Source organism: Brucella sp. NBRC 12953, assembly GCF_040369775.1.
Lineage (GTDB): Bacteria > Pseudomonadota > Alphaproteobacteria > Rhizobiales > Rhizobiaceae > Brucella > Brucella pseudogrignonensis.
In genome coordinates this window covers 150,316-177,243 of the sequence record NZ_BAABSV010000006.1, presented here as the reverse complement: position 1 = coordinate 177,243, position 26,928 = coordinate 150,316, and the positions used below count along the sequence as shown (strand labels likewise).

The window sequence follows — 26,928 nt, the reverse complement described above, 5'->3', positions numbered from 1 at the left end:
CAGAAATAGAATGGCTGCTGCGTAATGTGAGTCACACACAGCCTTCCCAAGCTAAAAAAAGACCCATGCGCCGAGGGAGGAATTGGATGAAGCGGCTTGATTTGATTACGATTGGCCGATCTTCGGTAGATCTTTACGGGGCACAGGTCGGCGGTCTTCTCGAGGATATGTCGTCCTTCAACAAATATGTTGGTGGTTCTCCCACCAATATTGCAACCGGCACCGCAAGGCTTGGTCTCAAATCTGCTCTCATAACCCGCGTTGGCGACGAGCATATGGGGCGCTTTCTGTTGCGCGAACTTGCGCGCGAAGGCGTGGATACACGCGGCGTTGTCACCGATCCGCAGCGTCTGACAGCACTTGTCATCCTCGGCATCCGGGATCAGGAACACTTCCCGCTGATCTTCTATCGTGAGAACTGTGCCGACATGGCGCTTTGCGAAGATGATATTGATCCCGACTTCATCGCCGAGGCCCGGTGTGTGCTCGCCACTGGCACGCATCTTTCGCATCCCCGCACTGAAGCAGCTGTCATCAAGGCTCTCAGGCTTGCGCGCGAAAACAACAGCCGAACTGTGCTCGACATTGATTACCGCCCCAACCTCTGGGGACTTTCAGGCCATGGTGATGGCGAGAACCGTTTCATTGAATCCCTTGCTGTAACCAAGAAGCTGCAATCAACGCTCCATCTCTTCGATCTCATTGTCGGCACAGAAGAAGAGTTCCATATCGCTGGCGGCTCAACCGATACGCTTGAGGCGCTCAAAGCCGTCCGCAAAGTTACCAAGGCAGCACTGGTCTGCAAACGTGGACCGATGGGCGCTGTGGTTTTCGAAGGCGACATTCCTGACCATCTCGACAAGGGGCAATCAGGACAAGGTTTTCCGATTGAAGTTTTCAATGTGCTCGGCGCAGGCGATGGATTCATGTCTGGCCTTTTGCGTGGCTGGCTCAAGGATGAAGATTGGCCGACCAGCCTGAAGTTCGCCAATGCATGCGGTGCCTTTGCCGTGTCACGTCATGGCTGTACCCCCGCTTATCCAAGCTGGGAAGAGCTGCAGTATTTCTTCAAGACCGGCATTCGCGACAAGGCATTGCGCAAGGATCAGGCGCTTGAACAGGTGCATTGGTCAACCAACCGCAATGGCGACTGGCCGCATATGCGGGTCTTCGCTTTTGACCACCGTATCCAGCTGGAAGAAATGGCGCAGGAAACTGGCGCCACAGATGAAAAGATCGGTGAATTCAAGGAACTATGCTTGAAAGCTGCATTAGAGGTTTCGGGCGGTGAAAACGGCTATGGCATCCTTTGCGATGGACGGCTTGGCCGCGATGCACTCCACCGCGCGGCTGGCAGCGGCCTGTGGATCGGACGCCCGACAGAATGGCCAGGGTCACGTCCCCTGGAGCTTGAACCAGAACTCGGTCCCGATTGCGGTGGCCTTGTGGAATGGCCCGTCGAAAATGTTGTGAAGCTTCTTTGCTTCTACCACCCTGACGACAGCGACGACGTGAAGGCGCAGCAGGAAGCCACCGTAAAGAGGCTTTTCACTGCTGCCCGGCGTAATCGTCTGGAGTTTCTGCTGGAAATCATTCCATCAAAGGTCGCCCCCGTCGATGATATGAGCACGGCAAAAGTCATTGAGCGCTTCTATGAGATTGGTGTCTATCCAGACTGGTGGAAGCTTGAGCCACTGAAGACCACAGAAGCATGGCGCAATGCTTGTGAGGCGATCACCCGCAATGATCCGCATACGCGTGGCATTGTTGTTCTGGGGCTTGATGCGCCTGCAGAAGAGCTGGAAGCAAGCCTGAAAGTTGCTGCCGATTTTGATCTGGTGAAAGGCTTTGCCATTGGTCGAACCATTCTGGGCGATGTTGCCCGCCAGTGGCTTGCGAACAAGCTAAGCGATGCAGAAGCCATTACAGAAATGGCAAAACGCTATCGCGGTTTCTGTGATCTTTGGGATAGGCTGCGACAGAAATAAACGCATCTCGGAAACAGGTGGAGGCCTGAATCTGAAATTGCGAGAAAGCGGATTTCCGCTGGGAGGAAAAATGAAGACCGTTCGACTGACAGCGGCACAGGCTCTTGTGCGCTATATTGCCAATCAGATGACATCCGATGGTGAACCCTTTATCGCTGGTGTCTGGGCGATTTTTGGCCATGGCAATGTGGCTGGGCTTGGAGAGGCGCTGCATGGCATCCGCGACAAGCTCGTGACCTGGCGCGGCCATAATGAGCAAACCATGGCTCATGCGGCCATCGCCTATACCAAGCAACTCGGTCGCAAGCGCGCTTGCGCTGTCACCTCCTCCATCGGCCCCGGCGCAACCAATATGGTCACAGCGGCGGCACTCGCCCATGTGAACCGTCTGCCGGTCCTGTTCATTCCCGGCGATGTCTTCGCCAATCGCGGTCCTGATCCAGTGTTGCAGCAGATTGAGGATTTCAACGACGGCACCATGACCGTCAATGACTGTTTCCGACCCGTAAGCCGCTATTTTGATCGCATTACCCGCCCCGAGCAGCTTCTCACTGCCCTGCCGCGCGCCTTCCGCACAATGACCGATCCTGCGGATTGCGGACCCGTAACGCTGTCTTTCTGTCAGGATGTGCAGGCCGAAGCCTATGACTGGCCAGAGGAGTTCTTCGCGCCAAAGGTTTGGCATTGGCGGCGACCGCCAGCCGATGAACACGAATTGGCAACGGCAATTGCCGCAATCAAAGCTGCCAAGACCCCGGTTATCGTTGCAGGCGGCGGCGTACATTGTTCAGGTGCCCATGAAGCGCTGAAAAGCTTTGCAGAAACCCACAACATTCCGGTTATCGAAACACAGGCAGGCAAATCGGCTTTGCCGTGGGATCACGCGCTCAATTTCGGTCCGGTCGGCGTTACTGGTGCAGACAGTGCAAACGCAGTTGCAGCAAGCGCCGATCTGGTGATTGGGGTGGGAACACGCTTTCAGGATTTCACCACCGGCTCGTGGGCATTGTTCAAACATCCGGGCCGAAAGCTGCTCTCGGTCAATGTTCAGCCATATGATAGCCACAAGAATGCCGCGATTTCACTCGTTGCAGATGCAAAAATTGCGCTAAAAACGCTCTCAAATGGCCTAAAAGACTATAAACGCAGTACACTCGACACCACGCTTAAAGCACGCTGGTTTGAAGCAGCAGACCGTTTCACGGCGGCGCCCGGTGACGCCAACCAGCTTCCCACAGACATGCAGGTGATCGGCGCGGTTCAGCGTCAGTCGAAAGAAAATACCGTCGTCATGTGCGCGGCTGGAACCATGCCGGGTGAATTGCACCAGCTCTGGAAAGCCGGTCGCCCGATGTCCTATCACATGGAATATGGCTTCTCCTGCATGGGATACGAGATTGCAGGCGGACTTGGCATCAAGATGGCTGAACCGGATCGCGACGTGATCGTGATGATCGGTGACGGCTCCTATATGATGGCCAATTCAGAGCTTGCGACCTCTGTGATGATGGGCATCAAGATCACAGTCGTGCTTACCGACAATCGCGGTTATGGCTGCATCAACCGTTTGCAAATGGCGACCGGCGGTGCCGAGTTCAACAATCTGCTCGACCACACAACCCATGTGAATGCATCGAATATCGACTTCGCAACCCATGCAGGTGCGATGGGTGCCGACAGTAAGAAAGTCGGTTCTATCCGCGAACTTGAAGATGCGCTGGCGGAAGCGCGCAATAGCCCGCGCACCACAGTTATCGTCATCGATACCGATCCTTACCCAACGCCTGAAACCGGCGGCTGGTGGTGGGACGTGGCTGTGCCGGAAGTCTCGGACCGCGAACAAGTACGCGCCGCGCGTAAAAATTATGAAGCTCAGATCAAAGAAAGAAACTGACCGATGATCCTCTATGGCACCAACCCGATTGCCTGGTCGAACGATGACGATCGCAACCTTGGCGCGCATATAAGCCTTGATCAATGCCTTGATGAGACTTCAAAAATCGGCTTCGATGGAATCGAAAAAGGTCATAAATTTCCGCAAGTTGCAGCGGAACTTAAAGCAGTACTCGAACCACGCAATCTGCGCTACGTTTCTGGCTGGCATTCGCTGAACCTTCTTACCAATTCCGTTGAGGATGAGAAGGCTGCAATGCAGCCAGCACTTGATCTTCTGAACGCCATGGGATGCAAGGTCATCATCGTTTGCGAAACGTCGAACGCCATTCATGGAGACGATAGCAAGTCGCTCTCCGAACGTCCGGTGCTGGAAGAAGCACACTGGGCTGAGTTTGGTGCGGGCGTTGAAGCACTGGCCGAACATGCGAGCGCGCAGGGTATTGCACTCGTCTATCACCATCACATGGGCACGATTGTTCAGAGCGAAGACGAGATCGACCTTCTGATGAAACATACCGGTCCACATGCCAAGTTGCTGCTTGATACAGGTCATTGTCTGTTTGGCGGCGGTGATCCTGAACGCGTTGCAAAGAACCATATGGGGCGTGTTCGCCATATCCATGCCAAGAATGTACGCCCGGCGATTGCGGCACAGGTACGCGACCAGAGCCTCTCCTTTCTGGAAGGTGTGCGCCGCGGCGTATTCACTGTTCCCGGCGATCATGAAGGCGGTGTCGATTTTGTACCCGTGCTTACGGTCGCAGCCCAGCATGGCTATCAGGGCTGGCTGGTGATTGAAGCCGAACAGGACCCTGATGTGCGCAATCCATTCGAATATCAGTCGCTGGGGCTGAAATCGCTCAAAGCATTTGCGCGCGAAGCAGGGTTAGACAAAGGAGACTGAGTTATGGCCAATCTGTTACGCAAACCCAGCGGCAAGCATGGCAAGGTGCATGACATCACGCCGGAAAGCGCCAATTGGGGCTATGTTGGCTTTGGCCTCTATCGTCTGAAAGCAGGTGAAACCGCAACCGAGAAAACCGGCGACCGGGAAGTCATTCTGGTGCTGGTCGAAGGCAAAGCAAAGCTCAAAGCCTCGGGAGAAGATTTCGGCGAAATGGGCGAGCGAATGAGCGTGTTTGAAAAACTCGCTCCGCATTGCCTCTATGTGCCTGCTGAGAGCGACTGGGATGCAGTGGCGACAACCGATTGCGTGCTTGCTGTCTGCACCGCACCTGGCAAACCGGGCCGCAAAGCACAAAAACTCGGACCGGAAGGGCTGACATTCGATACGCGTGGACAAGGTGCGAATACCCGCAACATCTTCAACATTGCCATGGAAGGCCGCGATGTCGCCGACAGCCTCTTGGTGACGGAAGTTTTCACGCCACAGGGCAACTGGTCATCCTATCCGCCCCACCGGCATGATGAAGATAACTTCCCGGATATGACCTATCTGGAAGAAACCTATTATCATCGCCTAAACCCATCGCAGGGCTATGGTATTCAGCGGGTCTTTACCGAAGATGGCAGTCTCGATGAAACCATGGCCGTTTCTGACGGCGATGTCGTACTGGTGCCAAAGGGACATCACCCATGCGGCGCGCCCTATGGTTATGAGATGTATTATCTCAACGTCATGGCTGGACCGATCCGCAAATGGCGATTTAAAAACCATCCGGATCACGACTGGATTTATAAACGCGATAATCCATCAGCATAAACAGAAAGCCCCGGATTTCCGGGGCTTTTTTCTTAGAGTTTTGCCACTTTTTTCAAATCGTCCACCGCACCGGGTGCAGCAACGAAAACCTTGCTACCCTTGGTCAGTTGCTCGCCTTCCGTTGGAAATGGGTGCGTATAGCCGCCTGCTTCGCGGACCAGGCAAAAACCTGCCATGCAATCCCAAGCGTGCATATATGGCTCGTAATAGCCCACCAGACGCCCTGCTGCCACATAGGCAATCATCAGCGCGCCAGAGCCATTGCGAATGAATGTGCCGCCTGCTTCAAGCAAATCTTCAACGATCTTCGCAACCACCTGCGGGGTTACGTAATTATTGGCACCAATGCCCGTCACCGCGTTGCGAACTGTACGCGTTTCATCAAGCACAAGCTTCTTGCCATTAAGCGTTGCACCCTGCCCCTTGGCGGATGCATAAAGCTCATCAAAGCATGGCGCCTGAATAACACCGATCACCGGCTCGCCATCTTTCAACACGGCAATCGAAACGCACCAGTTCGGCATTCCGTTGACAAAAGGGCTTGTGCCATCAATGGGATCAACCACCCATGTATAGCCTGAGCTGCCCGCATTCAGTCCATATTCTTCACCCAGAAAGCCATCATCGCTGAAAGCTGCCGATACGCGCTCATTGATCAGCTGTTCGACATTGCGGTCAGCAATGGAAACCACATCCTGCGGATCGCGCTTGATTTCAATCACAAGCGTCTCGCGGCGATTGAAATAATCGAGTGCCAGCACACCAGCCTCGCGCGCAATGTCCTGCGCAAGCTTAAACCGTGCTTCAAGCTCTTTTGAAATGTCTGATGTCATGCTTGGTTTCCAGTCAGAGGGAATAAAGGCGCATGGTTCATGCGCTCAATTGTTGATGATGGCAAGGCCCCGCGGCTTGAAATGGATAGCCACATCCGTTTGTGGCGGAAGCGCTTCTTCCACAGCCGGATCGACAATGAAAAGCTTGCCGTGTTCAGTCTCAATTTCATATTCGATATGATCACCGAGATAGGCGGAATGGGCCACGCGTCCCGGAAAGTCTCCGCCACTCTGGGCTTGCAGGCTCACCGCATTTGGGCGCACCGCCAGCTGCGCTGGTCCTAGCCTTGCATGTGATGATGCCAGTCGATGACTGAGCTTCCCGATACGAATGACAGCTTCTCCATTTTCTGCGCTGACGACTTCACAGGGCACGACATTGGCCTCACCCATGAAGTCTGCAATGAAGGCAGATGCGGGAGACTCATAAAGGTCACGCGGACTGCCTTGCTGCGCTATATCGCCGTCTTTCATGACAATAATTGTATCGGACACAGCCAAAGCTTCGTCCTGATCATGGGTGACATAAACCGCTGTAAAACCAAGCCTTTGCTGGAGTTCTCTGATTTCAGTTCTCACACGGCGGCGCAGACGCGCATCAAGATTGGAAAGCGGCTCATCAAGCAGCAGAACCTGTGGTTCCAAGACCAGTGCCCGGGCCACGGCCACACGCTGTTGCTGCCCACCTGAAAGCTCGGCCGGAAGTCGATGCCCCATACCGGCAAGGCCAACAAGCTTCAACCCTTCCTCCGCCCGCTCACGCGCTTCCTTCTTCTTTAATCCCGAAGATTCAAGCCCATAAGCAACGTTGTCGAGCGAACTCATATGTGGAAACAGCGCATAGGACTGAAACACCATGGACACATCGCGCTCATTGGCAGGCAGCATGGTCACATCCTTGCCGCCGATCAGGATACGGCCCGATGTCGGATGTTCAAGCCCCGCCAGAAGGCGCAGGGTCGTGGTTTTGCCGCAACCCGAAGGACCAAGCAGCGTAACAAGCGTGCCGGGTTCCACTGTCAGTGACAGATCGGGCAGAGCGGTGAAATTGCCGAACTTCTTGGTGACGTTTTGAAAGGTAACGGAGCCGGGACGGATCGTGGTCATACGGCTTTCTCCTGTTGAACGGTTTTGATCGGCGTGAGCGTGGCAACGCGGTTTTCACGCCGCAACCGGCGCTCGCCGACAAGAAGCTGGAAGGTGACAATCACAACCACCATCACCAGAATGAGTGCCGACGAATAGGCAATCGCCACACCGAATTCGCCATTTTCGACGAGGCCGACGATATAAGAGGTCGCCATGTTGTATTCCGCCGAAACAAGGAAGATTACAGCACTGATCGATGTAATCGCACGCACGAAAGAATAGACCAGAGCCGCAGTAATCGCCGGTCGCAGAAGCGGCAGGATCACCTTGCGGATCGTGCGGAAACTGCCTGCACGCAGCGTGAGCGATGCTTCATCAAGGCTTTTATCGAGCTGGCTCATGGCAGCGATACCGCCGCGCACACCAACCGGCATATTGCGGAACACGAAGCAGGCAATCAGGATCAGTGCTGTGCCGGTCATTTCAAGCGGAGGCAGATTGAATGCCATGATGTAGCTGACACCAATGACCGTACCCGGAATGGCAAAGCTCAGCATCAGTGCAAACTCAAACACGTTGCGTCCGAAGAAGCGCTGCCGCACGATCAGATAGGCGGTGAGCAATCCGACTGCAGCAGTGAGCGGTGCCGAGATCAGTGATATTTCCATAGTCGTCCAGAACGAGTTCCAGGCAACGCCCGTCCATGCAAAGCCGCTATCCGTCCATGCCACCGAGAAAGCGCGGCGATAATGGTCAAGTGTCAGCGAATTATCGAGACCCCATGTGCGCACGAACCCGCCAATCAGGATCATGACATAGACGACAACAGTGAATACCATCCACGGAATAACAAGGGCGTACACGCCGATCTTCAATCCTTTTGGCAGGCCAGCATGAATGCCGGAGTCGCCCTTGCCGGTGACGGTTGCAAAGTTTTTGCCAGACAGCCAAAGACGCTGGATGAGGAAGGCTGAAAGCGTGAAGCAAAGCAGCACAATCGCCAGAACAGCCGCGCGTGACGGATCGTTTTGCGCACCCACAACGGCAAAGAATATCTCCGTCGAAAGCACACCATGACTACCGCCAAGCACCATCGGATTGCCGAAATCAGCCATGCTTTCGATGAAAGCAATCAGGAATGCATTGGCCAGCCCCGGCGCCATAAGCGGCAATGAAACACGGTTGAACGTCCGCCAGCGGTCGGCACGCAGAGTTTGCGATGCTTCTTCCATGGAAGGCGAAACACCTTCGACCACACCAATTAGCACAAGAAAAGTGATTGGTGTGAAGGATAGCACCTGCGCGATCCAGATGCCTGTAAGACCATAAAGCCAGCGGCCCGGTTCAATGCCGAAGAGATTGGAAATCTGTTCTGTCACAACGCCGGCACGACCGAACAGCAATGTCAGCGCCAGACCAATCACGAATGGAGGCGTGATGATCGGCAGCACTGTGAGAATGCGCAAGCCCTTCTTGAACGGAAAGCCTGTGCGGGTTGCAACGAGTGCGAAGGAAAGCCCAAGCACTGTCGAGCCTGTTGCCGTCATCAGCGCCAGCCAGAGCGTGCGCCATGCAACACCACAACGCCCCTCGCCGATCACACAGGCAAGGCTCCAGATCGAAGAATCCTGAATATTACCGATAAAGCCATCTGGCTTGAAAGAACCGTCAAAATCCTGAACCGAACCTGCAAACATGCTGAAGATCGGATAGAACACAAAAACACTGACGAGAGCGACAAGCAGCGTAATCGAGGAAACGACAAAGGCATCGCCTTTCATCACTCCGCGTTCGGCAAGCCCGAAGGAAAAGATCAGCAGGAAACAAAGACCTGTCAGGACGGCACCTGCGCCGAAGGCCGGTTGTCCATCGGAAAGCTGACCGAAGAGGGTTTCGCTTACCATCCAGTTCCAGCCGGTGAAACCGATTGCCAGTCCTTGCAGCGCAAGGAAGCCTGCGCCCAGAAGGCTAGCGCCGATCAGAACGGATGTTCGTTTTTCCGGCGTCATCGCAAAGCGTGCGAAGCCGCAAATGAGCATCAGTACCGCGACAACAGCCAGCCATGGTCGGCCATAAGCGAATATTTGCAGAATACCGGGACCGTTTTCGGCCTGACTGAAAAACCCTTCAAGCCAGCTGAAACGGAAGAAGCCTTGCTCGATGCGATACCAGGGCAGGATCAGGAACGCGACCAAAGCCAGCACCAGAACCAGATCAAGGCGTCGATTGTGTTGTTTCATACCTATCCGCTTTTCTGCTCATTTTTTTGCTCATGGCGGGCAAAGTGGACGCAATGATCCGTCTCCCGCCTGATAACGGCGGGAGGGTCGATAACGAAAATGGATTGCTAACCGCAGAGGCGGTTAAGGTTTAATTCGCCTTTGCGCCGATTTCCTTGTCCCAGCGTTCAAGGATTTCCTTGCGCTTGGTCGGTTCGCCATAGGTCTTGAAGTCGTAGTCGATCAGCTTGATATCCTCAAAGCGTGGCGACTCTTTCGGCACTTCGGCGTTCTTGTTGGATGGCAGCTGGAAGGATTTTGCATCCTTCATCTTCGACTGAACTTCTGCTGTCAGCGCCCAGTCATACCATTTCTTGGCGTTTTCGAGATTGCGCGCGCCCTTGATGATCGACATGGAGCCGATTTCATAGCCGGTGCCTTCGCAAGGCGCGATGGACTTAATCGGGAAGCCTTCGGCAGTCATCGCAACCGCATCATGCATGAACACAATACCGATGCCGTTTTCACCGCGCGCAGCTGATTTTACAGGGGCCGAACCCGACTTGGTATATTGGGCCACATTTGCATTCAGCTTTGCCAGATATTCGAACGCCTTCTCCTCGCCCATCAACTGGATGAGCGTTGCCAGCGCCGTATAGGCTGTGCCGGAAGAATTCGGATTAGCCATCTGAATTTCGCCCTTATAGGACGGATCAAGCAGATCGGCCCAGCAGGCTGGCTCTTTCAGGTTCTTCTTCTTGAAAATGTCGGTGTTATAGCCCCATCCGAGCGCACCGGCATAAACGCCCACAGTGCGGAACTCCGAGCTTTCTGCCTGCTTTTTTGCCCAATCCTGCAACTGGTCGAGCATTGGCGATTTATATTCGAGCGTCAGGCCTTCGGAAGCAGCTTGCAGATGCGGATCGCCTGTACCAGCCCACCAGATATCGGTCTTCGGATTGCGCGCTTCGGCGCGAACCTTGGCATAGGTTTCGCCAGAAGACAGGCGCACCATATTGACCTTGATATCAGTTTCTTTCTCAAAATTGTTCTTCATCTGCTCGCAGATCACCACGTCCGCCGAACAAATGAGATTGAGATTACCAGAAGCCTGTGCCGAAACCGCAAATGATGAAACGCCAGCGGCAAGTGCCGCGGCTGTGAGTGCCCAACGCATCATTATTCCTCCCTTTAGAGCACGGCTTGATCGGCTGAAAGCCCATCGCGCTCTACCTCCACTTGTTATGCAGCGCCTCCACGCTGCGGCTTTTTGCAAGCCTGTGCACAGTCTTTGCCTTTTAAGCTTATGTGTCAATCTGCTTTTGTAAATTTCATTCTGAAAATTCTGGAAACGGTCTAATAATTCTGTTTCTGCACAGCCTTGCAATAATGCACAAAGACAAAAAAGGCGACCCGAAGACCGCCTCTTTCTAACTGATTTAGAGCTTAATCCGACCCGTTGGAAACGAGGTCGATAAGATTAGGGTTCAAATAAAAACGGTTAGAGCACCGACCTTTTTCATTCAGATCGGGGCTCTAAAGACCAATCAGCCGATTGCCATCAGGCTGGCATTACCGCCTGCTGCCGTTGTGTTGATGGAAGTCGAAACCTCTTCAAGCAACCAGCTCAGGCAATAGCAATCAGCGCTCTCGGCAAGCTGCGCCGAAGTTGCTGCCTGTGTCAGCACGAGCGGGCCTGGAAGAGCTGCCAGCTTCTTGTTGATATCGGTCAGGCGTGCGCCCTCTGCTTCAACAAGCGCACCGGCAAAAGGCGCATCGGCCTGCCAGTCCTTTGTCCAGACAACACGCGTAGCGACGCTTGAAGGCAAGTCCTTCAGAACATTGCGCAAGCTGGAAGCCTCGTCGATTACCACTTCGTTGCCAGTGGCAAGTGCCGCTGTCAGCTGACGATAGAGACCGGTTTCAGTCTGTGGAACCAGAAGAATACGACCACGCGCATGAAGCGCATAGAGGTTGCGTTCACCAACCGGACCCGGAAGCTCGATATTCAGACCAAGTGCAGAAGCACTGCCGGTTTCACGAGCAGCCTGCGCCAGCTCGTTCATGCCGCGATTGCCAAGCCACTTTGCGAAATCGTTGAGCGCGGCATCGGTGTGAACCGAAGCCATACGCGGCGGAATTGGCGCTGTTTCAACGAGGCGACCAAGATAGAGCGGACCGCCAGCCTTCGGGCCCGTGCCGGACAGACCACGGCCACCGAAAGGCTGGACGCCCACAATCGCACCGATAACGTTGCGATTGATATAGACGTTGCCAACGCGGATGCGATCAGCAACGTGAGCGATAGTTTCATCAAGACGCGTATGCAGGCCGAAAGTCAGGCCATAGCCGGTTGCGTTAATGTCATCAATCAGGCGGTCCATGTCGTTACGCTTGTAGCGCACAACATGCAGAACCGGACCAAACACTTCACGCTTCAGATCGCGCAGACTGTCGATTTCAACGATGGTTGGAGCAACGAAGGTGCCCTTCCCGGTTTCAGGTCCAAGCGGAAGCTGCTCCACCTTACGACCCATATCGCGCATCGTCTGAACGTGCTTTTCGATGATATCCTTGGCTTCAGCAGTAATTACGGCGCCAATATCAACTTTCAGCTTATCGGTGCGGCCAATGGACAGTTCCTTGAGCGCGCCCTTGAGCATGGTCAGAATGCGGTCAGCAACATCTTCCTGCAGGCAAAGAACGCGCAGAGCCGAACAACGCTGACCGGCACTGTCAAAAGCCGAGCCGATCACGTCGAACACGACCTGCTCGGCAAGAGCGGACGAATCCACGATCATGGCGTTCTGGCCGCCGGTTTCAGCGATCAGCGGGATCGGCTTGCCATTAGGCAGTAGACGCGACGCAAGCTGCGCCTGAATAAGACGTGCAACTTCAGTCGAGCCGGTGAACATCACGCCACAGGTTTCCTGTGCTGCAACAAGGGCTGCACCAATTCGGCCATCGCCCGGCAGAAGTTGCAATGCATCGGCCGGAATGCCAGCTTCATGCAAAATACGCACGCCCTGCGCTGCGATGAGCGGGGTTTCTTCAGCAGGCTTTGCCAGAACCGGATTGCCTGCAACAAGAGCTGCTGCAATCTGGCCTGTGAAGATCGCCAGAGGGAAGTTCCACGGGCTGATACAGACAATCGGACCAAGCGGCTTGTGCGCAACGCCCAGCGTGCGGCGGGTCTGTTCGGCATAATAACGCAGGAAGTCGATAGCTTCGCGCACTTCTGCAATAGCGTTTGGCATGGACTTGCCAGCTTCACGCATGATGAGACCGAGAAGTTCTGCCATTTCACGCTGCATGATGTCGGCAGCGCGATCAAGACAGGCTGCACGATCAGCAGGCGAAACCTGAGACCAGCTTGCAACAGCCTTTTCAGCCGCCTTCATTGCTTGCGCAACATCGTCGGCGGCGATTTCCGTAACCGTACCCACGACATCAGAATGATCGCCGGGGTTCAGAACCGGGCGGCTTTCACCCTTAACCTTGGCACCCGCAACCTGCGGTTCCGCGGTCCAGACGCGCGTAGCATTGGACTTGAGCGTTTCGCTCAGTTCTGCCAGCTGCTCTTCATTGGAAAGGTCGAAACCTGCCGAGTTTTTGCGAATGCCATAAAGGCCTTCCGGCAGGTTGATCTGGTCGTGACGCGCACCGACAACGGCCATCGAACGAACGACTTCCGCAGGATCGGCAATCAGTTCATCAACCGACACGCTCTTGTCGCCAATGCGATTGACGAAAGACGAGTTCGCACCGTTTTCGAGCAGACGACGGACCAGATAGGCCAGCAGCGTTTCATGCGTACCAACCGGCGCATAAATGCGAGCTGGACGACCCAGCTTCGATGCACCGACAACTTCGTCATAAAGCGGCTCGCCCATGCCATGCAGGCACTGAAATTCATAAGAGCCGGTTTTGAAGTCCGGGCCTGCCAGATGATAGATCGTGGCAAGCGTCTGCGCATTATGCGTTGCAAACTGCGGGAAGATCACATCACGGGCGCCAAGCAATTTGCGGGCGCAAGCAATGTAGGAAACGTCGGTGTGAACCTTGCGGGTGTAGACCGGGAAATCTTCAAGGCCATCAACCTGCGCGCGCTTGATTTCGGCATCCCAGTAAGCGCCCTTGACGAGACGAACCATGACGCGACGATTGTTGCGTCGGGCAAGATCGATAATGAAATCAAGCACAAACGGGCAGCGCTTGCCATAGGCCTGCACCACGAAGCCGATGCCTTCCCAATCAGCCAGATCAGGATCTTCAATCAGGCTCTGCAGAAGATCGAGCGAAAGCTCAAGACGGTCTGCTTCTTCCGCATCGATGTTGAGGCCGATATTATACTTCTTGGAAAGGGCTGCGAGCGCCTTCACCTTTGGCAGAAGTTCGCCCATGACGCGTTCGCTCTGCGCGCGAACATAGCGCGGATGCAGCGCCGAAAGCTTGATCGAAATGCCCGGACCATCATAAATGCCGCGGCCGGCGGAAGCGCGCCCAATCGCGTGGATCGCAGTCTCGTAGTCCTTGTAATAACGTTCTGCGTCGGCAGCAGTCGTGGCAGCTTCACCGAGCATGTCGTAGGAATAACGGAATCCGCGCTCTTCAAGCGATTTTGCGCGCTTCAGTGCTTCATCGATAGTTTCGCCGGTGACGAACTGCTCACCCATCATGCGCATGGCCATATCCACGCCACGGCGGATGACCGGCTCACCACAACGGGCGATCAGGCGAGTAAGCGCTGCCGAAAGACCGCTGTCATTGACGGTGTTGGTGAGTTTGCCGGTGACAACAAGACCCCAGGTTGCAGCATTGACGAACAGCGAACGACCGCCGCCAACATGCGACTTCCAATCGCCATTGGAAATCTTGTCACGGATCAGCGCATCACGCGTTGCCATATCCGGAATACGCAGCAGAGCTTCGGCAAGGCACATCAGCGCCACGCCTTCCTGGCTCGACAGCGAATATTCATGCACCAGACCTTCAACGCCCGTTCCCTTGTGCTTGGCACGCAGGGCTTCGATCAGCTTGCGAGCGGTCGCTCTGATCTGCGTGATCGTTTCTTCAGGCAGGGTCGCCTGCTGAACCAGCGCGGTCACGCATTCAGCTTCTGGCCGACGATAGGCATCGGTGATCGCCTTGCGCAGAGGTGTCTTCTCGCGGATTGGCGGCGCGAAGTTCTGGAAAACAGGAGTGGTGTGAGCGGATACTTTATCAGTCATGGTGCAATGCTCGCAAAAACAGGCTTCGGCCCAATTCAACTATGCTTATATGTGGTCGCACACTATCATCGACGCAAATTGCATTCTGTCTTCATTTGATCCATATAAAGGCAAATCAATCTTATTAAAGCGACTTTAAGAGGCAGCTTGAATGCGAAAGATAGACTCTGTAGACGATATGGATCAGTTCGATCGTCGCATTCTTGAAGTGCTGAGCGATGATGGTCGCATCGCCATGACGGAGTTGTCAAAAAAAGTCGGTCTTTCCAAGACGCCGTGTCAGGCACGCGTCAAAAGATTGGTCGATGAAGGCTATATTATCGGCTTTCGTGCAGCGATTGATCCCGAAAAGCTTGGCCTTGATCATATCGCTTTTACGACCGTGAAATTATCGGACACGCGCGAAGCGGCCCTCACCGCCTTTAATGTTGCGGTGCGAAAGATACGCGAAGTCGAAGAATGCCACATGATTGCAAGCTCGTTCGACTATCTGCTGAAAGTGCGGACGCCCAACATCCGGCGTTACCGCGAGGTGCTGGGCGAGAAAATCTCGAGCCTGCCCAATGTGGCAAGCACCTCCACTTTTGTGGTGATGGAGTCTGTCAAAGACAACCGCCCGGTCAGAGTTTATCCGGGCGCATTGTAACTGTTCACTTCACGCCTATCCCGAAAACTGGTTCCACTTTTCGGGATAGATTTTATAGCGGCTGATCTGCCAGATAGCGTTCGAGCGTTTTGGCTGTGCCATCCTGCCAGATACGCTTGAGCGCCGCCGAGAAGGCCTCGATATAGGCAGGATTGGTGGCTAATGCGCCGAAAATGTCGGTCATTTCGAGCCAGCGCGCCGGTTCATCCTTGGCAAGAACCGCTTGCTTTACCAGACGATCCCATGACGGATCATTGGGTTCGATCACCGCACCGCTGTCCGTCGTTCCATAGCAGTAGCGGCACCAGAGAGCGGATACCAGTGCAAGGCCAGTGACCGAATGACCTTTGGCCAGGCGATCTGAAACTGTCGGCAGAATAAATTTCGGCTGACGGTTGGAACCGTCAAGACACAGGCGGCGGATTGTGTCGCCGATCTTTGGATTGGCAAAACGCTTGTCGATAAGCAGGCGATAGTCTTCAAGAACCGTATTTGGAACTGGTGGCACCTCAGGAATGATTTCTTCCTTGGTGAGTTTTTCCAGATATTGCCGGATGAGCGGATTTTCCATTGCTTCATGAACAAAATGGATGTCGAGAAGCCCGCCCGGATAGGCAATCGCCGCATGTCCGCCGTTGAGGATACGGATTTTCATCAGCTCATAAGCATCGACCTGATCAGAGAAGATCACACCTACTTTATGCAGTCGTGGACGTCCGGTCGGGAACTTGTCTTCGACCACCCACTGTTTGAAACCTTCGCAGAAGACCGGCCAGCCATCTTCAACTTCAAACTCGTTCAGCGCGATATCGCGTTCGCGCGCACCCGTCGCCGGCGTGATGCGATCAACCATTGAATTCGGGAAAGCCACATTGGCCGCAATCCAGTCAGCAAATTCCGGATCGCTGAGCTTGGCGAGGCCAACGACCGCATCTTCGGTAACATGGCCATTGCCCGGAATATTATCGCAGGACATGACCGTGAACGGCTCAACTTCGGCTTGCTTGCGCAGTTTCAGCGCCTGCATGATGAGGCCGAAGACGGTATTCGGCTTGTCGGTATGAACGCTGTCATAGACAATATCCGGATGCGCGGGATCAAAATGCTGGCTTGCCGGATCGATATAATAGCCGCCTTCGGTGATCGTCATCGAAACGATGCGGATATCCGGCGATGTAAGATAGGTCATCAAGGCCTTCCGGCCCTCATCCGTCGATATAGTCACGTAATCGACCATCGAAGCAGTTACACGCGCTTCTGAATGTTCAGCTTCCTGATCGACCACCGTGGTGAGCCAATCCTGAGCTTTCAGCGTATCGCGCATGGCATCGTCGCTGGCCCGCACGCCTGCGCCGACCAAAGCCCAATCGTGATCGAGCCCCAGACCAAACAGGTCATCGAGATAAACGGCCTGATGCGCGCGATGGAAATTACCCACGCCAAAATGCACAATTCCCGGTGTCAGCGCCTCCAGATCATAACCAGGCTTATCAACTTTGTTGAAGCTCTTGAGCGTTGCGCGGGACAGCTTGGTCATGACTTACAATCCTCCTCGATGAATCCGGACAACCCAGCCTATGGCTTGATATCGCAGTGGGCAATATCTCTTTATAAGTATCGTACATTACAAATAAAAATGGCGGGCCAAGCCCGCCATTTTCAGTGCAACTTAAAAGCATTTCCAGCAAAAGCGCGAAACAGCTTTGCGTCAGATAATGCGTAAAAACAATCAGTTACAGCGGTTCCAACGATTCAGTCTTAAATGGAACCGCTGTAAATGCCTTAATTCAGGCCCAGCGTACCGCGCAGTGTCGAAAGATCTTCTGCCAGCGTGGTGATGGCGCCAGCCATGACCTTGCGATCTTCCTCGGTCAGCTTGTCGTATAATTCATAACCATCGCCCCTCTTGTATTTCACAAGAATGTCGTTGACGGTTTTGAAATTCGCATCCGACTTCTTCAGAAGCTCAGGATTTTCCTTTTCGATCAGCGGACGGAAGAGTTCGACGATCTTCTGCGAGCCATCAACATTGGCCTGGAAATCCCAGATATCCGTGTGGCTGTAGCGATCTTCTTCACCGGAAATCTTGGTTGCGGCAACTTCTTCCATAAGTGCTGCTGCACCACCAACAACCTTTTCAGGTGGGAAGGTCATGTCCTTGATACGCTTCTGCAGCTCGACAACATCTGCGTAGAGCTCGTCAGCATATTTATCGAGCCCTTCGGTCGAATTCTGTGCGAACAGGCCGTATTCGAGGCGATGGAAGCCGGTAAAGTCTTCCGACTTCTCTGCATCTTCGTGATCGTCAGCGCGGCTATCGATAGAAGCATCGAGATCCGCAAAAAGCTCTGCGATTGGCTCGATTTTTTCATAGGAAACGCGTGAAGACGGATAAAGCTCTTTCGCCTTATCCAGTTCGCCAGCCTTGATCGCATCGGTGAAAGCCTTGGTGTCTTTCACGAGCGTATCGAGATTTTCCTGCACATAAATCTTGTAGTCAGCAATTGGCTGAACGAGATCGAGTGGGGACACTTCGGCTTTTGCAGCACCGAAGCTGAGAGACAGGGCGACGACACAAGCCGACGCGAGCAGTGGCAGACGATATTTCATGTTTACCTCTCCGTGGTGATAAGACCCTCACCCACGCGCATTCTGCGGCCCACTCGCCTGCAAAAGAGCACTTGCGTAAAAGTCATCTTGATTTTTCACGCCGGGTAGCGTGAAGAAATAACCGCCGCCGATTGGCTTGATATACTCTTCCAGAGGCTCGCCATCGAGGCGCTTCTGAACAGTGATAAAGCCCTTTTCCAGATCGGCCTGATAAGCGATGAACAGCAGCCCCATATCGAGCTGGCCGGACTTCGTGACCCCATTGGAATAGTTGAACGGACGACGCAAAATCAGATGTTGTTCGGCATTGGCATCGCGTGGATTGGCCAGCCGAATATGAGAATCCATCGGCGTAACCTTGCCTTCCGGATCTTTTGAATAGTCGGGCACATCAGCTTCGGTTTTGCCATCGAATGGCGCACCGCTATCCTTGTGACGGCCAAAAATTGTCTGCTGTTCCTGCAGCGGCGTGCGATCCCAGCGCTCGACAAAATTGCGGATGATACGCACGGCCATATAATTGCCGTGAGAAGCCCATTCCGGCTCATCCTTGCCGGGCTGGATCCAGACGATGCGATCCATCAAGGCTTTATCAGCGGCATCTGGATTGGCAGAGCCATCGCGGAAACCGAGGAAGTTGCGTGCGCTTTCCTTGGCTTTCGGTGAATGCGGCGGCTGCACCGGCACAGAACCTTCCTGCTTCCAGCGGACCATCAGAAGATCAGGCATGTTCTTCATAATATCGCGCAACGCATGAATATTCGTGTCTGCGGTATTCGAGCAGAACTGGATTACCAGATCGCCATGGCAGAGATCTTTTTGCAATGCATCATTGGGAAAGCCCGTCATGCGCTGCAACTGCTTTGGCTTGAACGGCTTGAGCCCAAAACGATCATCAAAAAGCGAGCTGCCTAGACCCACGGTGATCGTCAGGTTATCAGGGGTTACGGTCGGCCCGAGAATACCGGAATCGGATGGCGGAAACTTTGGATCAAGCGCCGGTGGCTCGCCACCCTTCATGAGAAAGGCTGCGCGCTCTGTCAAAAGTCTGAACATGCGTTCGAGACCCGCGCGATCACGCGCCAGAACATCAAAAGAGGCCACGAGACCAGTGGCAGGGCGCGGCGTCACAATGCCGGGCTGATGCACGCCATAAAATGGCTGGCTCTCCTGCAGCTTGTCGCTTTCAGGTGCATTCGTCACGCTTTCCGATGAAAGCGCGTTGTTAGAGGCGCGTGCGTTAGCCGCCTGCGATGCAAGCACGCTCGCGACACCTGTGGCACCGGCACCGAGCAAAAGGGCGCGGCGCGCTGGCGACGTTGGGTTGTCTGTTTCAGAACTATCGTCTTTGAAAAATTTCTTGGTCATTAATCCACTCCAAGTTGATCGCGGAGTTTTGAAAACTGGTCGGCGAGAGCAGTCGCGCCGTCCTTGATCTGCGCCTTCTCGTCAGCAGAAAGCGTGTCATATGCCTTGCCATTCTGAGCACTTAGCAGCGCTTTCACGGCAGACACCTGAGCATCAATCCCTTCAAATGCCTTGGGATCGACTTTTACAACGATCGGACGCAATACGTCCGCCGTCTTTGCGGAGCCTTCAACAAGGCCTGCAAATACCTGCAAATCTGTGTGTGCGTAGCGATCGTCGCCTGCGTCAGCAGCGGTAGACGCAAAGCGGTTGAGCGCTGACGATGTGCCGGCCAGCATCCGGTCAGGCGAAATACGCAACGCGCGGATACGATCTTTCAGACCAGCCGCGTCCTGAACAAGCTTTGTGGCGACGGGCTGCAAGCCGTCCAGCGACTTCTGTTCAAACAGCCCATATTCAATGCGATGCAGGCCACCAAATGCAGGGTCCTGCTCACGTTTTTCAAAGAAATCGGCGCGCGCATTGATCGCTGTATCAAGATCAGAGAAAGCTTCTGAAACGGGAGCAATACGGGCATAAGCTTCACGCGCCGGTGCATAAGCAGCCTGTGCGGCTTCGATATTGCCGCTTGAAACGGCATCCGAAAGCGTTGCAACAGCCTTCTGGAACTCCGCAACTTCGGTAGCGAGATAAATCTGATATTCAGCCAAAGCACCAAGGAAAGCGGTTAGCGGCATCTTACCCTTTTCGGCTTCACTGCTTGCCGATGGCGTCACAATCAGCTTTCCGCGCGGATTGGAAAGAAGGCCACAAGTAATCTGGTACTCGCCCGGCGAAAGCTTGGCGGAAAGTGTCTGCTTGAAGCCCGGTGCGATATTCTCACGCTCTTCGAGAACCATCACGCCGTCGAGAATTTCCCATTCAACCGAGCGGTCAGACTTGTTGACGATTTCAAAAACCGTGCGCCCAGCCGGAACCGTCAGTTCATCTGGATCACAGCTTTTCGCATTGACCACAATCTGCACTTTGCCATCGCCATCTGCATGGCGCGATTTATCTGAAACGCGCGAGGCGTAATAGAAAGCAGCGCCTGCCGCTAGCATCAGCAGAATGGCCAGCACCAGAACCGCTCGCACGAGGTTGCGGGAGAATGGTGCAGCAGGTTTTGGGCTTTGCGGCTTGGTCATGGAAAATCTCTTCGATTAAACTGTGTGCTTCGCGGCTGCGCTCTGCGCAGGTGCGGAAGATGGCATCAGGAAAATAATGAGCGCAGGCACGAGGAAGCCGAGATAGGCAACCACTTCGCTGATCGTCGGCGTTGCGATATAGCCGAAGATACCAGCCAGAACCGAGCCAAGCGTGCTGTCGAGCGGTAGGATTTCGCTCGTGTCGAACACGACCGTCTGGAAGTGGTTCCAGATGCCAGCCTCATGCAGCGCCATCACCGAATTTGCGAGAATGCCCGCTGCGATAATCAGGATGAAAACACCCGTCCAGCGGAAGAAGCGGCGCAGATTGAGTTTCAGGCCACCACGATAGATGCCGTAACCAACCAAAGCGGCAAGCAGAACGCCGAGCAATGCACCAAGCGGTGCAGCGCCACCCTCACTCTGCTGGAATGCGGCAAGCAGGAAGAAGACCGACTCAAGCCCCTCACGGGCCACAGCAAAGAATACCATCAGGATCAGGCCGAAGCCCTTATGCGTGGGCGTTTCAAATGCCGCATCAATGGAATGATGCAGTTCCGCCTTGATGGACCGGGCGGCCTTACGCATCCAGAAAACCATGGACGTCAGCACGAAAACGGCGATGAGCCCGATAATGGCCTCGAAAAGCTCCTGCGCCTTTTGCGGAAATTCTGCGCTTACGAGCTGAAGGATTGCGCCAACTGCCAGCGACATCGCCAGAGCCAGCAGGACACCAATCCACACAACCGGCATCCAGGCGCTGCGCCCGGTCTGATGCAGATAGCTCGCGATAATGCCAACGATTAGCGCAGCTTCCACGCCTTCGCGGAACATGATGAGAAATGGTACGAGCATTCGATTTCATCCAAAAGGCGGAGTGATCAATCCGCCCCTTGATTGACACTCTTCACAACCGGCACGAGCCTTCGTCTATTAGAGCGCCATGCGCCCTCTTGGGCGCACAAAAGACGCTCTAAACTATTGAACACACGCATCTTACTTCCCAAAATCGATTCCGATTTTTGGGCCGATGCTCTAGTCATCTTTCTATATCTACGCGCGCACCACTGCAAGCCAAATGAAGTTGACTACCATGGGAATGTTTTAGAATTATTCTAATTATTTCAGAAGCTTACAGCGATGTAAGTTAGACACCCCTGATGAGGCTGCAAGTTTTATGGGGGTGCAGTAAGCCTTTGAAAAGGCTTCATAGTGAAGCCTTTTCACCTATTGAATTGTGGCTATCAAGCCTCGGCTGCCGTCCGAAATGCTATCGAATTACCGTTCAATATTTCCGGGCAATCCCGCTTTGCCCGCTTCCGACGGGTTTAGCCTCACATAGTCAGCCTTCAAATCTTTAGAGGTTTTGCGGCTTCCATCATGGCTCCAGCCGGGTGGCGCAATCATATACATCAGCCGCTGACGAAGACTGAGACCGGATGAGAACACGTCCTTGAACATGCCAACCCATTCATGGAATGCCACGCGCACAGGATTGAATGTGCCGACATTCTTCACAATGCCGTATCGTGGCATATCTTCGGGCAATTCTTCAACAAAAGTGCCGAACATGCGATCCCAGATAATCAGCGTGCCTGCATAATTGGCATCGAGATAACGCGGATTGGTTGCGTGATGGACACGGTGATGCGAAGGCGTATTGAAGATAAGCTCGATAGGCTTCGGCAGTTTGTCGATGGCTTCTGTGTGAATCCAGAACTGATAAATCAGATTGAAGCCATAAACGAAGGCAATCACCGCCGGATGAAATCCGAGCAAAACCAACGGCACCTGCAGCACGAACATGCCGGTCATTTGGCCGGTCCACGACTGCCGCAAGGCGGTTGTGAGGTTATAATGCTGGCTGGAATGATGGTTGACGTGCTCCGCCCAAACCCAGCGAACGCGATGCGCAATCCGGTGATACCAATAATAACGCAGATCATCGAAGATGAAGGCTATTACAAACACCCACCAATGCAGCCCAAGATCGAAAAAGCGGAACTGCCAAACCCAAAGCAGCGCCGTCACTGAAACGAAGCCGAGCAGCAGCCCCGCCGCGACATTGCCTGCTCCCATCAGCAGACTTGTGAAAGCATCGCGCGTTTCAAATTCGCCTTTGCGCTGCCAGTAGCGGATTGCCACCAGTTCAATCAAAATTCCCAGCACATAAAGCGGGATTGCAACACGCGTCACATCGAAGAATACCGGATTGCTATCCATTTCGGCCCCTCTCCCCATCTGAGCCTGAAAGCCAGTCTATCACTCTTTGCCGATCTGCAGCATCGCTGAAAAGGAGCCTCGCCTTGGGCCAGGTAAAATCCTTCATGTGCAATATCAGTTCGGCGCTACCCTTCTCCTCAAGGGCAAGCACATTTGATGCTGCCACACATCGCGTAAGAAACCGATCGCCAACACCGTGAACTATCCCCGTTTCGGCCTCCCTCAACGGGAAAAACGCTGTGCGACGATCTTCCGTATAACAAATCTCACTGACTGCGATTTCCGGATAGTCGATATGAAAGCGCGCTTTGACGATTTCGTCACTCGCAAGAATGCTGCGCTTTACACCTCCACCCAGAAAATGAATTGCCAATACGCCGAAACCTATCCCGGCGATAACCATAAGCAGAAGCAGCCGCAAATCCATGAACTCTCCCGTTCGCAGCGATGCCAGTATGTTCCCACAAACATCCTAGCCATCAGCCAGAGCGAATACATCCCCCAATTTTGGGGGACCGATTTACGAGTCGCACCTGTCCCGGCATTGCAACAGGAGATTGTTTCGATTTGGAGCACTCTGAAAGCCCGGACGGAAACAAATATTGACCAATAAGCTGCCTGTAACAGTCAAAATTCCGAAAAGTTTCAGAATTTTCCGAAATGGTCAAAAATTTCGCGTTTCAGGGGTTGAAGAATGGTTGCAACCGGTCCATATGACAGGTGCTTACCGCTTGCGCCTCCTCCCATTGCGCGCGGTAAGTGTTCCCCTCTGGAGGTTTGCCTTTATGGCACCTTCATAACTTAGCCGGACTTTTTAGTCCGGCTCTTTTTTTGCCTAAATTTCAGTAAGTTAGAACTAAAATAAAAAGCGCCGCGTTACCGCAGCGCTTCCAAAAACAATGCCTTTTTTCTCGCCAGGAATGACTGTCAAAGAACATGGTTCTCATCATCTTTCCGGCTGTAAAAACGCATTGCAAGTTCTTTCGCCGACAAACAAAATCTGCGTCCAAACGTGGTAATTTTATTTCTGTCGGAGCGATAGAGTACCGCTCCGACCTGTCGCTTTACAAAGCGTTAAAATACGACCGATGAGCTGTATCAGCCGTAAGATGCAACCGGCGGGCAAGAACAGATGAGATTTCTGTCGCCACCCACATTGTCGATGCGGCTGACAGGCGGCCAGTACTTCGCCGTCGTGTCAAAATCACCACTCAACGCGCTTCCTGGAAACACTGCTTCCTCACGGGTGTAAGGATGTGTCCATTCCGTTGCCAGAGTGTCGCCTGCAGTGTGTGGTGCATTGGCAAGTGGATTGTCATCCGCAGGCCAGACACCATCGGCAACTTTCTTCGCTTCGCCTGCAATGGCAATCATTGCATCGCACAGACGATCGATTTCCGACTTCGGCTCAGACTCGGTTGGCTCAATCATCAGCGTTCCGGCAACCGGCCATGACATGGTCGGCGCATGGAAACCATAGTCGATGAGGCGCTTGGCCACGTCTTCCACGGTGATGCCTGCGCTATCTTTCAGAACACGCGTATCCACGATGCACTCATGCGCCACACGATCATGCGCGCCGGTGTAAAGGATCGGATAAGCGTCCTTCAAACGATGCGCGATGTAGTTGGCGTTGAGGATTGCAGCCTCGGTTGCCTTCTTGAGACCCGCGCCGCCCATCATGCGGATATACATCCACGTAATGACCAGAATGGATGCACTGCCAAACGGTGCTGCGGAAACAGCGTGCTTGGAACCGAGATCAACATGGCCCGGCAGGTAAGGCACCAGATGCTTGGCCACACCAATCGGACCAACACCCGGACCGCCGCCGCCATGCGGAATGCAGAAGGTCTTGTGCAGATTCATGTGGCAAACGTCAGCACCAATATCGCAAGGACGCGCGAGGCCGACGAGTGCATTGAGGTTTGCGCCGTCGAAATAGACCTGACCGCCATTGTCATGGACGATCTCGCAGAAAGCCTTGATGCCTTCTTCGAACACGCCATAGGTCGACGGATAGGTAATCATGAACGCCGCAAGATTATCGCGATGCTTCTCAGCCTTGGCTTTCAGATCATCAATGTCGATATCGCCATCCGGACGGCAATTGACGACCACAACGCTCATGCCTGCCATCGATGCGCTGGCAGGATTGGTGCCATGTGCAGACGATGGAATCAGGCAGATGTTGCGATGACCTTCGCCGCGTGACTGGTGATAGTGACGGATTGCGAGAAGACCCGCATATTCGCCCTGACTACCAGCATTAGGCTGCAGCGATACGCCTGCAAAGCCAGTGATTTCGCAAAGCCATGCTTCAACGTCCGAGGTCATCTTGGCATAGCCAGTCGTCTGTGCGGCAGGCGCGAACGGATGCAGATTGGCAACCGTGTTCCAGCTCACCGGCATCATTTCTGCTGCCGCATTGAGCTTCATCGTGCAGGAGCCGAGCGGGATCATCGCACGATCTAGCGCCAGATCCTTGTCCGCCAGACGACGCAGGAAGCGCATCATCTCGGTTTCCGAACGGTGCGAATGGAACACGTCCTGTGTCAGGAAGCCTTCACCACGGCCTTTTGACGGCGTCAGCAGATCGTCGTTGCCGACTGGCTTTGCGCCAAACAGAACGGCGAGTGCTGCAAGATCGTCTTCCGTCGAGGTTTCGTCAAAGGTGACGCCGACCGTATCCGTATCAATGATGCGGATGAGACGACCACCCTTGTCAGCCTCATCAGCAATGGCCTGCGCCTTGCCGAAAACCTTGACGCTTACGGTGTCGAACAGGCTATCGCCCGCGATTTCGACGCCAGCAGCCTTGAGGCCGGTTGCGAAGCGAGACGCAAGACCGGCAACACGCGTTGCAATAGCCTGAAGACCAGCAGGACCATGCCAGATGGCAAAGGATGCAGCCATATTGGCAAGCAAAGCCTGCGCGGTGCAGATGTTGGAAGTCGCCTTGTCGCGGCGGATATGCTGCTCACGCGTCTGAAGAGCCAGACGATAAGCGGCACGGCCATGCGCATCGACCGACTGACCAACAATACGGCCCGGAATGATACGCGTCAGTGGCTCAGATACTGCGAGATATGCAGCGTGTGGACCACCAAAGCCCATTGGAACGCCGTAGCGCTGCATGGAGCCGACAGCCATGTCAGCGCCCCACTTGGCAGGCGCTTCCAGAATGGTCAGCGCCAGCGGATCGGCAACAGCGATAACCAGAGCGCCCTTGGCCTTTGCATCGGCGATGACAGCGGTGAAGTCGCCATAAACGCCGCGCGTATCCGGCCATGGCACGATGACGGCAGCGGTGTTGTCGTCAACAGCACTTCCGGCTTCAATCTGCCAGCCAAGTGGCTCTGCGCGAGTGTTGATCACATCCACGCTCTGCGGATGCAGATCGCCTGCAAGCAGAATGCGCGAGCGCTTGTCCCGGTGATGGCGAACAGCAACGCCCACAGCTTCAGCAACAGCAGTTGCTTCATCCAGCAGAGATGCACAGGCAACCGGCAGGCCGGAAAGCTCGGCAACGAGCGTCTGGAAGTGGAACAGAAGCTCCAGACGGCCCTGGCTGATTTCCGACTGGTAAGGCGTGTAAGCCGTGTACCAGGCCGGATTTTCAAACAGGTTGCGCTGAATGACAGGTGGCGTCTGCACACCATGATAGCCCGCACCGATGAAGCTCTTCTTCACCACATTGCGGCCCATGATTTCATTGAGCTCGGCAAGTGCTGCGTGTTCGCTCAAAGCCGCTGGCAGATCAAGCGCGCGGTTCAAGCGGATGGATGCCGGAACAGCCTGCGTGATCAGTGTTTCCATGGAAGGAAGACCGAGCGCTGCAAGCATTGCGCGCTCGTCTTCTACGCGTGGCCCGATATGACGGGCAACAAAGGGGAGAACCTGTTGCGTCATCTT

The 26,928-nt window shown here is 54.3% G+C and carries 18 protein-coding genes; 5 read left to right on the top strand and 13 right to left on the bottom strand.

The features are described from left to right. The first annotated feature begins 86 nt into the window (after nucleotides 1-86). From ABWV94_RS15815 to iolB, 4 genes are all read left to right on the top strand, one after another. A complete protein-coding gene (locus ABWV94_RS15815) occupies nucleotides 87-1,988 on the top strand; it encodes a bifunctional 5-dehydro-2-deoxygluconokinase/5-dehydro-2-deoxyphosphogluconate aldolase (RefSeq protein WP_353414290.1) in 1,902 nt (633 codons plus the stop codon). Between the two features lie 70 nt (nucleotides 1,989-2,058). Continuing rightward, nucleotides 2,059-3,882, top strand: a complete 1,824-nt coding sequence (iolD, locus tag ABWV94_RS15810; protein ID WP_353414288.1) for a 3D-(3,5/4)-trihydroxycyclohexane-1,2-dione acylhydrolase (decyclizing) — start codon at nucleotides 2,059-2,061, stop codon at nucleotides 3,880-3,882. 3 nt (nucleotides 3,883-3,885) lie between these two features. Next, nucleotides 3,886-4,788 carry a myo-inosose-2 dehydratase gene (gene iolE / locus ABWV94_RS15805; RefSeq protein ID WP_353414286.1) on the top strand — a complete coding sequence of 301 codons (903 nt, stop codon included), beginning with the start codon at nucleotides 3,886-3,888 and terminating at the stop codon, nucleotides 4,786-4,788. Between the two features lie 3 nt (nucleotides 4,789-4,791). Next, on the top strand, nucleotides 4,792-5,607 hold the full coding sequence (iolB, locus tag ABWV94_RS15800; protein ID WP_007879514.1) for a 5-deoxy-glucuronate isomerase: 816 nt from the start codon (nucleotides 4,792-4,794) through the stop codon (nucleotides 5,605-5,607). A 32-nt stretch (nucleotides 5,608-5,639) separates the two neighbouring features. Here the strand turns inward: iolB and ABWV94_RS15795 are convergent, their stop codons facing one another. From ABWV94_RS15795 to putA, 5 genes are all read right to left on the bottom strand, one after another. Further along, nucleotides 5,640-6,440 (bottom strand): inositol monophosphatase family protein, encoded by an 801-nt coding sequence (locus ABWV94_RS15795; RefSeq protein ID WP_353414284.1) that lies wholly within the window; start codon nucleotides 6,438-6,440, stop codon nucleotides 5,640-5,642. A gap of 45 nt (nucleotides 6,441-6,485) precedes the next feature. Then, the gene (locus ABWV94_RS15790) at nucleotides 6,486-7,547 is read right to left on the bottom strand and encodes an ABC transporter ATP-binding protein (protein ID WP_007879519.1); all 1,062 of its coding nucleotides are present in this window, start codon (nucleotides 7,545-7,547) and stop codon (nucleotides 6,486-6,488) included. Next, on the bottom strand, nucleotides 7,544-9,769 hold the full coding sequence (locus tag ABWV94_RS15785; RefSeq protein ID WP_353414282.1) for an ABC transporter permease: 2,226 nt from the start codon (nucleotides 9,767-9,769) through the stop codon (nucleotides 7,544-7,546). The genes ABWV94_RS15790 and ABWV94_RS15785 overlap by 4 nt, the downstream gene beginning before the upstream one ends. A gap of 130 nt (nucleotides 9,770-9,899) precedes the next feature. Then, nucleotides 9,900-10,925, bottom strand: a complete 1,026-nt coding sequence (locus tag ABWV94_RS15780) for an ABC transporter substrate-binding protein (RefSeq protein WP_007879521.1) — start codon at nucleotides 10,923-10,925, stop codon at nucleotides 9,900-9,902. Nucleotides 10,926-11,295: 370 nt separating this feature from the next. After that, nucleotides 11,296-14,979 carry a trifunctional transcriptional regulator/proline dehydrogenase/L-glutamate gamma-semialdehyde dehydrogenase gene (gene putA / locus ABWV94_RS15775; protein WP_353414280.1) on the bottom strand — a complete coding sequence of 1,228 codons (3,684 nt, stop codon included), beginning with the start codon at nucleotides 14,977-14,979 and terminating at the stop codon, nucleotides 11,296-11,298. Nucleotides 14,980-15,130: 151 nt separating this feature from the next. Between putA and ABWV94_RS15770 the strand changes: the two genes are divergently transcribed. After that, on the top strand, nucleotides 15,131-15,625 hold the full coding sequence (locus tag ABWV94_RS15770) for an Lrp/AsnC family transcriptional regulator (protein ID WP_353414278.1): 495 nt from the start codon (nucleotides 15,131-15,133) through the stop codon (nucleotides 15,623-15,625). Nucleotides 15,626-15,677: 52 nt separating this feature from the next. On the opposite strand, the gene ABWV94_RS15765 is transcribed toward ABWV94_RS15770, so the two are convergent. From ABWV94_RS15765 to gcvP, 8 genes are all read right to left on the bottom strand, one after another. After that, complete coding sequence (locus ABWV94_RS15765; protein WP_353414276.1) at nucleotides 15,678-17,162, bottom strand: mannitol dehydrogenase family protein; 1,485 nt, start codon at nucleotides 17,160-17,162, stop codon at nucleotides 15,678-15,680. Nucleotides 17,163-17,407: 245 nt separating this feature from the next. Beyond that, on the bottom strand, nucleotides 17,408-18,235 hold the full coding sequence (gene efeO / locus ABWV94_RS15760) for an iron uptake system protein EfeO (RefSeq protein WP_353414274.1): 828 nt from the start codon (nucleotides 18,233-18,235) through the stop codon (nucleotides 17,408-17,410). A gap of 27 nt (nucleotides 18,236-18,262) precedes the next feature. Continuing rightward, entirely contained in the window at nucleotides 18,263-19,603 is a 1,341-nt protein-coding gene (efeB, locus tag ABWV94_RS15755) for an iron uptake transporter deferrochelatase/peroxidase subunit (RefSeq protein WP_231195467.1), read from the bottom strand. Continuing rightward, nucleotides 19,603-20,790: an iron uptake system protein EfeO gene (gene efeO, locus ABWV94_RS15750; RefSeq protein WP_353414271.1), complete on the bottom strand. Its 1,188-nt coding sequence runs from the start codon at nucleotides 20,788-20,790 to the stop codon at nucleotides 19,603-19,605. Before efeO (ABWV94_RS15750) ends, efeB begins: the two co-directional genes overlap by 1 nt. Nucleotides 20,791-20,805: 15 nt before the next feature. Next, entirely contained in the window at nucleotides 20,806-21,645 is an 840-nt protein-coding gene (efeU, locus tag ABWV94_RS15745; protein WP_064321829.1) for an iron uptake transporter permease EfeU, read from the bottom strand. Between the two features lie 423 nt (nucleotides 21,646-22,068). Next, the gene (locus ABWV94_RS15740; RefSeq protein ID WP_353414269.1) at nucleotides 22,069-23,013 is read right to left on the bottom strand and encodes a sterol desaturase family protein; all 945 of its coding nucleotides are present in this window, start codon (nucleotides 23,011-23,013) and stop codon (nucleotides 22,069-22,071) included. Beyond that, nucleotides 23,006-23,440: a hypothetical protein gene (locus ABWV94_RS15735; protein ID WP_353414267.1), complete on the bottom strand. Its 435-nt coding sequence runs from the start codon at nucleotides 23,438-23,440 to the stop codon at nucleotides 23,006-23,008. Before ABWV94_RS15735 ends, ABWV94_RS15740 begins: the two co-directional genes overlap by 8 nt. Nucleotides 23,441-24,111: 671 nt before the next feature. Continuing rightward, entirely contained in the window at nucleotides 24,112-26,925 is a 2,814-nt protein-coding gene (gene gcvP, locus ABWV94_RS15730) for an aminomethyl-transferring glycine dehydrogenase (protein WP_353414265.1), read from the bottom strand. Nucleotides 26,926-26,928: the final 3 nt, after the last annotated feature.